Here is a 5326-nt window from a genome sequence, read left to right as displayed (position 1 = left end):
TGTTGCCGGCATTGCGGATCACGAACAGATCGCCCGGTTCGCGCTGCGTGACCAGTTCGGGAACCATGCGACTATCGGAACAGGAAATGAACAGTGTGCGCGGCGTCTGACTGGTGGCCAGCTTGCGAAACAACTCCCTGCGCGCGGGCATGATGTCCCGCTGAAACTTCAGAAAACCGTCGATGATCTCTTTCATGGTCTGCTCCATTCAATCTGCGTTCGTTGCCGTGTCGCTCAGTGCGATGCGTTGAACAGAGAATGAACCCGTTCCGTCATAGTGTCCAAGACGGGTTTATGATGCTCACCATAGGCAACACCAATAGTTATTCGAGGACGAGGAATTCGCCATGCTGTTGCGCCATATCCGTTATTTCCTGGCTGTCGCGGAACACCGCAATTTCACGCGCGCCGCCGAGGCGCTGCACGTTTCGCAGCCCACGCTGTCGCAGCAGATACGGCAACTGGAAGAGACGCTGCGCACGCAGCTGCTAGACCGTTCGGGGCGGAACGTGCAACTTACGGATGCGGGCGCGGCGTGGATGCGCTATGCGAAGCTCGCGCTACAGGATCTGGATGCCGGCGTGCGGGCGATACATGACGTCGGCGAACTGAGCCGCGGCAATCTGCGCCTTGCCGTGACGCCGACCTTCACGGCGTATCTCGTGGGGCCCGTGATCGATCGTTTTTATGGCCTGCATCCCGGCATCGCGATCGACATTCAGGAAATCACGCAGGATCAGATCGAAGCGCAGCTCGCCGATGACAGGCTCGACGCCGGCATCGCGTTCGAGCCCGTCCACACCGCGGAAATCGAAAGCGAGCCGTTGTTTCGCGAGACGCTGAGCCTCGTCGTCGGCGGCGGCCATGCGCGCGCGACGCGCCGCAAGCCGCTGTCCGCGCAGGACTTCGCCAACGAACGGCTGGTGCTGCTTAACAAGGCGTTCGCGACGCGGCGTTACATCGACGAATACTGCACGCAGAACCGGATTCTCCCGCAGGTTGCCATCGACGTCAGTTCGATCAGTGCGATCGTCGAGATCGTGCGGCGTGGGCAGCTCGCAACCGTACTGCCCGACGGCATCGCGCGCGAGCATACCGAGCTGCACCCCGTGCTGCTCGACCCGCCGCTGCCGACGCGCACGGCCGTGCTGCTGCAACGCAAGGACGCGTATCGGACGGCAGCGAGCAAGGCCTTCGTCCAGGTGTTGATGGAATTGACGGAGAACTTCCGACGCTAATGGAGATCGCGGCGCGCGACGCGCGAAGCGAAGAGATCGACACCTAACGCGCTCTCCGTTAGCTCCGACACCTACGCCACTTCGCACAACCCGCGCCGGCGGTGTCGGCATCGCAAAGCTTCAGCTGACGAGCATGACCGTGCGGTAAGACGGTGAGGTGAGGAGTGGGCGCTCGACTTCGGCCAGGAACTGGATTGTGATTTACGCGGCGTTGAAGACAGCCGGGGTTGGCACTAAGCAACTCGAGCACCGGGCCTAGATTCGGCAATCGCGGGACGGAAGCTAGCAACGGCGCATTCCGAGAAGGCTGCAGTCTGGTCAGAAAACGGGCTTCTCAACCCATCACCAAAACTATTAGCTCAGCCTATAGAGAACATAGGATATCGGTCTTAGACCCTATAGCCGGATTGATGCATTCTTGCTCCGTCGTCACTGTTTCTTTGGAGAGAATCATGAAATCTCGCTTCCTTGCGGTACTCGTTATCGCTGCCTCTGTCACCAGCCCCGTTTTCGCAGGCACTGACACGTCCGGATTGACTCGCGCCCAGGTTCACGCGGAACTCGCGCAACTGCGTGCTGTGGGCTACGACCAGTCTCGTGGAGAAGACCCCACCTACCCCGCCAAGATTCAGGCGGCCGAAGCACGCCTGGCAGCGCAACGCGGGGATGCGAGCTATGGCGGTGTCGCCGAGGCAGGCTCGTCGTCAGCGGGTGTTCCCAAGACTGCTCGTCACGTCGACAACGACGGCATGCAGCCAATCTATTTCGGCCAATAGCCGTCCAACGGCAGCGCGGATACTAGACGCCACGCGATCTGAAGCATCGCGCAAGTCCTGGCACGTCCGCGTGCTTCATTCTCGCCACATTCAGTCGTAACGATTCGCTCACTAGTTTGCCTAGCGAACGAACCGAACCCGGGCAATCGCGTCGCCCATCGGATACAGACCGGTCTACATCATATAAAGGTCGGTACTTCACGGAGACTGTCATGAGCCACTCACATTACGAAGTCGCTGTCCTTCATCAAGCTCTGCAGTCGGACGAGTCAAACTTAGCCACATGGCGCTGGTACAGCGATCTGGTCGACCACCAACGACTCGCGCTACGCCTCAAAGAAGACGAGTGGGTCGTCGCGATTGACGGCAGCGACTTTGCGTGCGCCGAGGGCCTGTACGCGGCCGTGCGTTGGGCGCACATCATGACGCACTCTGGCGGTTACATCACCTTTGCGGCGTAAGCGAGCGAAGTCCGCCATGTACACGGGCTAATCGCCAGACCGAGCGATCAAGGACTCGCAGCACTGCTCTTATTCAACCTTCGGCCGGGTCTCGGGTCTTCATCCACCAACCACTGAGGTAATACCATGTCGACTAATACTGAAATCCGTCCGCCGCTCCCTCCTTTCACTCGCGAATCCGCCGTCGAGAAAGTGCGCCTGGCCGAGGATGGCTGGAACACCCGCGACGCTGCCAAAGTGTCCCTCGCATATAGCCTGGATACTCGCTGGCGCAACCGTGCTGAATTCGCAAACGGCCGCAATGAAGCCCGAGGGTTCCTTGAGCGCAAATGGTCGAAGGAGCACGAATATCGTCTCATCAAGGAGCTGTGGGCGTTCACTGGTAACAGGATCGCCGTGCGTTACGCCTACGAATGGCGTGACGACTCTGGTAACTGGTTCCGGTCCTATGGCAACGAGAACTGGGAGTTCCGCGAGGACGGTCTGATGGTGAATCGCTACGCTTGCATCAACGATTTGCCAATCAAGGAAGAAGAGCGGAAGTTCCATTGGCCGCTCGGCCGCCGTCCGGATGATCATCCCGGCTTGTCAGATCTCGGCCTCTAATAGCCAGGCTGATCGTATCGCTTCGATTGGACGCACTCGGGGAAGCAAAGGCAAAGGTGAGACAGCTTCTGCGACGGCCTCCCGAAGTTCGCAATGAGGGAGCACCCCCGCCCCCGCTTGGGGGTTCCTGGTCGTCTCGCTGTCCTTCTCACCTAGTCCGCCCTCAGACGATTGCTGCCCCCATCGAGCAGTCCGGGAGCGAGCTTGGCGAACCGAAATCTGCTCCACAGCGCCCCCAACACCACCCGCGCTTTTGCCGCCCAAGCGAGCCCGTGTAACGAACTCGTCATGCGCTCGCAGCACGCATTTGCGCCACCGTGCGTTGAGGGTGGCGGCGTCGGGCCGCAGCATGACGGCGAAGACTCCGCGATGCGCATGGCGACGGCAGCAGGGATCAATGACATAGTTAGCGAGCACTGTGTCCGGAACAGCGCCGGCGGCCGTTCGGGCCAAGATCTGCCATTCACCGCCATGTTCGCTGGCCCCGCAGCCGGTACGCGTGATGCGCCAACGCCTACCTCGCTTGATTGCCGGTGGGCGCCGCAAAGCGCAAGAGGACCCGAAAATAGGCAGTCCTGGACGTCCGCTGGGCTATCATGCCAATCCTCTCCGAAGTAGCTCCTTATGATTTCCGTCCGTAATCTCACGCTGCGCCGCGGCGTCAATGTCGTACTCGACCGCGCGTCTATCACATTCACGCCCGGCGAAAAGATTGGTCTTGTCGGCCGCAATGGCGCCGGTAAATCGTCATTCTTTGGCCTTCTCAACGGCACGCTGCACGAAGACAGCGGCGAGTTCTCGATTCCTGCCGCGTGGAAGATGAGCCAGGTCGCCCAGGAGATGCCGGAGACGGAGCAGAGCGCGACCGACTTCGTCATCGAGGGTGACACGGTGTTACTGGCCGCGCAGGCCGAAGTAACCGCCGCCGAGGCTAGTGACGACGGCATGCGCATGGCGCACGCCTACATGGCCCTGCACGACGCCGGCGCACATGATGCCCCCGCACGTGCCCAAGCGCTGATCCTGGGCCTTGGCTTCAGTGCTGCGCAGCTTAGCCAGCCGGTCAACAGCTTCTCCGGCGGCTGGCGCATGCGGCTGCAGTTGGCGCGCGCGCTCATGTGCCCGTCCGACCTGCTGCTGCTCGACGAGCCAACCAACCACCTGGACCTCGACGCGCTCGTTTGGCTGGAAGCCTGGCTCAAGCGCTATCAGGGAACGATGGTCGCAATCAGCCACGACCGCGAATTCCTCGACGCGGTGACAGAGGTGACGGTGCACGTCGACAACGCGAAGCTCGTACGTTATGGCGGCAACTACAGCAAGTTCGAGGACATGCGTGCCGAGCAGCTCGTGTTGCAGCAGGCCGCGGTGGCCAGGCAGGCGGACAAGATCGCTCATCTGCAGAAATTCATCGACCGATTCAAGGCCAAGGCATCGAAGGCGAAACAGGCCCAGAGCCGGGTCAAGGCGCTCGAGCGGATGGAGAAGATCGCGCCGGTACTTGCCGACGCGGAGTTCAACTTCGAGTTCAAGGAGCCCCTCAACATCCCGAACCCGCTGCTGTCGATGCTGGACGCGAGCTTCGGCTACCCCGCCCCGGCCGACGCACCGCCGGGCACAGCACCCACGGTCATCGTGCGGGGCATCAACCGTTCGGTGCTGGCCGGGCAGCGGATCGGCATTCTCGGCGCCAACGGCCAAGGCAAGTCCACGCTGGTAAAGACGGTGGCGCACGCGCTGGCGCCGATCGCCGGCGAAATCAGCGAAGGCAAAGGTCTGAACATCGGCTATTTCGCACAGCAGGAGCTCGACGTGCTGCGCCCGCTCGACACGCCGTTGGAACACATGATTCGCCTTGCGAAGGACACGCCGGCTCACATGCGCGCCCCTGGCCAGAGTGGAACCGAACAGTCGCTTCGCACCTTCCTCGGCACCTTCAACTTCAGCGGCGACATGGTCCATCAAGCGGTTAGCACGATGAGCGGCGGCGAAAAGGCGCGGCTCGTGTTGTGCATGATCGTGTGGCAGCGTCCCAACCTGCTGCTGCTCGATGAGCCGACCAACCACCTCGACCTGGCCACACGCGAAGCGCTCGCCATGGCGCTCAACGAATTCGAAGGCACGGTGATGCTGGTCAGTCACGACCGGGCCCTGCTACGTGCGGTATGTGATGAGTTCTGGCTGGTCACCAAGGGCGGCGTCGAGCCCTTCGACGGCGATCTGGACGACTATCAGCAGTTCCTGC

The 5326-nt window shown here is 61.4% G+C and carries 6 protein-coding genes; 5 read left to right on the top strand and 1 reads right to left on the bottom strand.

Going from position 1 to position 5326, the window contains the following annotated elements:
- A partial coding sequence (locus tag ACTHL0_RS03440) for a carbonic anhydrase (protein ID WP_440565187.1) occupies positions 1–196 on the bottom strand: 196 nt, incomplete at its 3' end.
- A gap of 151 nt (positions 197–347) precedes the next feature.
- Between ACTHL0_RS03440 and cynR the strand changes: the two genes are divergently transcribed.
- The 5 genes from cynR to ACTHL0_RS03415 all read left to right on the top strand — a co-directional run.
- On the top strand, positions 348–1238 hold the full coding sequence (cynR, locus tag ACTHL0_RS03435; RefSeq protein WP_440565186.1) for a transcriptional regulator CynR: 891 nt from the start codon (positions 348–350) through the stop codon (positions 1236–1238).
- A gap of 452 nt (positions 1239–1690) precedes the next feature.
- A complete protein-coding gene (locus ACTHL0_RS03430) occupies positions 1691–2014 on the top strand; it encodes a DUF4148 domain-containing protein (RefSeq protein ID WP_440565185.1) in 324 nt (107 codons plus the stop codon).
- Between the two features lie 212 nt (positions 2015–2226).
- The gene (locus ACTHL0_RS03425; protein ID WP_440565184.1) at positions 2227–2475 is read left to right on the top strand and encodes a hypothetical protein; all 249 of its coding nucleotides are present in this window, start codon (positions 2227–2229) and stop codon (positions 2473–2475) included.
- Between the two features lie 126 nt (positions 2476–2601).
- On the top strand, positions 2602–3081 hold the full coding sequence (locus tag ACTHL0_RS03420; protein ID WP_018437280.1) for a nuclear transport factor 2 family protein: 480 nt from the start codon (positions 2602–2604) through the stop codon (positions 3079–3081).
- A 624-nt stretch (positions 3082–3705) separates the two neighbouring features.
- On the top strand, positions 3706–5326 hold a 1621-nt coding region (locus tag ACTHL0_RS03415; protein WP_440565183.1), incomplete at its 3' end, for an ABC-F family ATP-binding cassette domain-containing protein.

The organism is Trinickia sp., assembly GCF_051961175.1.
Taxonomy (GTDB): Bacteria; Pseudomonadota; Gammaproteobacteria; order Burkholderiales; family Burkholderiaceae; genus Trinickia.
The sequence above is the reverse complement of the archived record's forward strand: the minus strand, read 5'-3'. Positions and strand labels throughout refer to the sequence as shown.

Coding starts and splice junctions, on each gene's coding strand:
- cynR (WP_440565186.1), top strand. CDS start 348: ATGCTGTTGCGCCATATCCGTTATTTCCTGGCTGTCGCGGAACACCGC.
- ACTHL0_RS03430 (WP_440565185.1), top strand. CDS start 1,691: ATGAAATCTCGCTTCCTTGCGGTACTCGTTATCGCTGCCTCTGTCACC.
- ACTHL0_RS03425 (WP_440565184.1), top strand. CDS start 2,227: ATGAGCCACTCACATTACGAAGTCGCTGTCCTTCATCAAGCTCTGCAG.
- ACTHL0_RS03420 (WP_018437280.1), top strand. CDS start 2,602: ATGTCGACTAATACTGAAATCCGTCCGCCGCTCCCTCCTTTCACTCGC.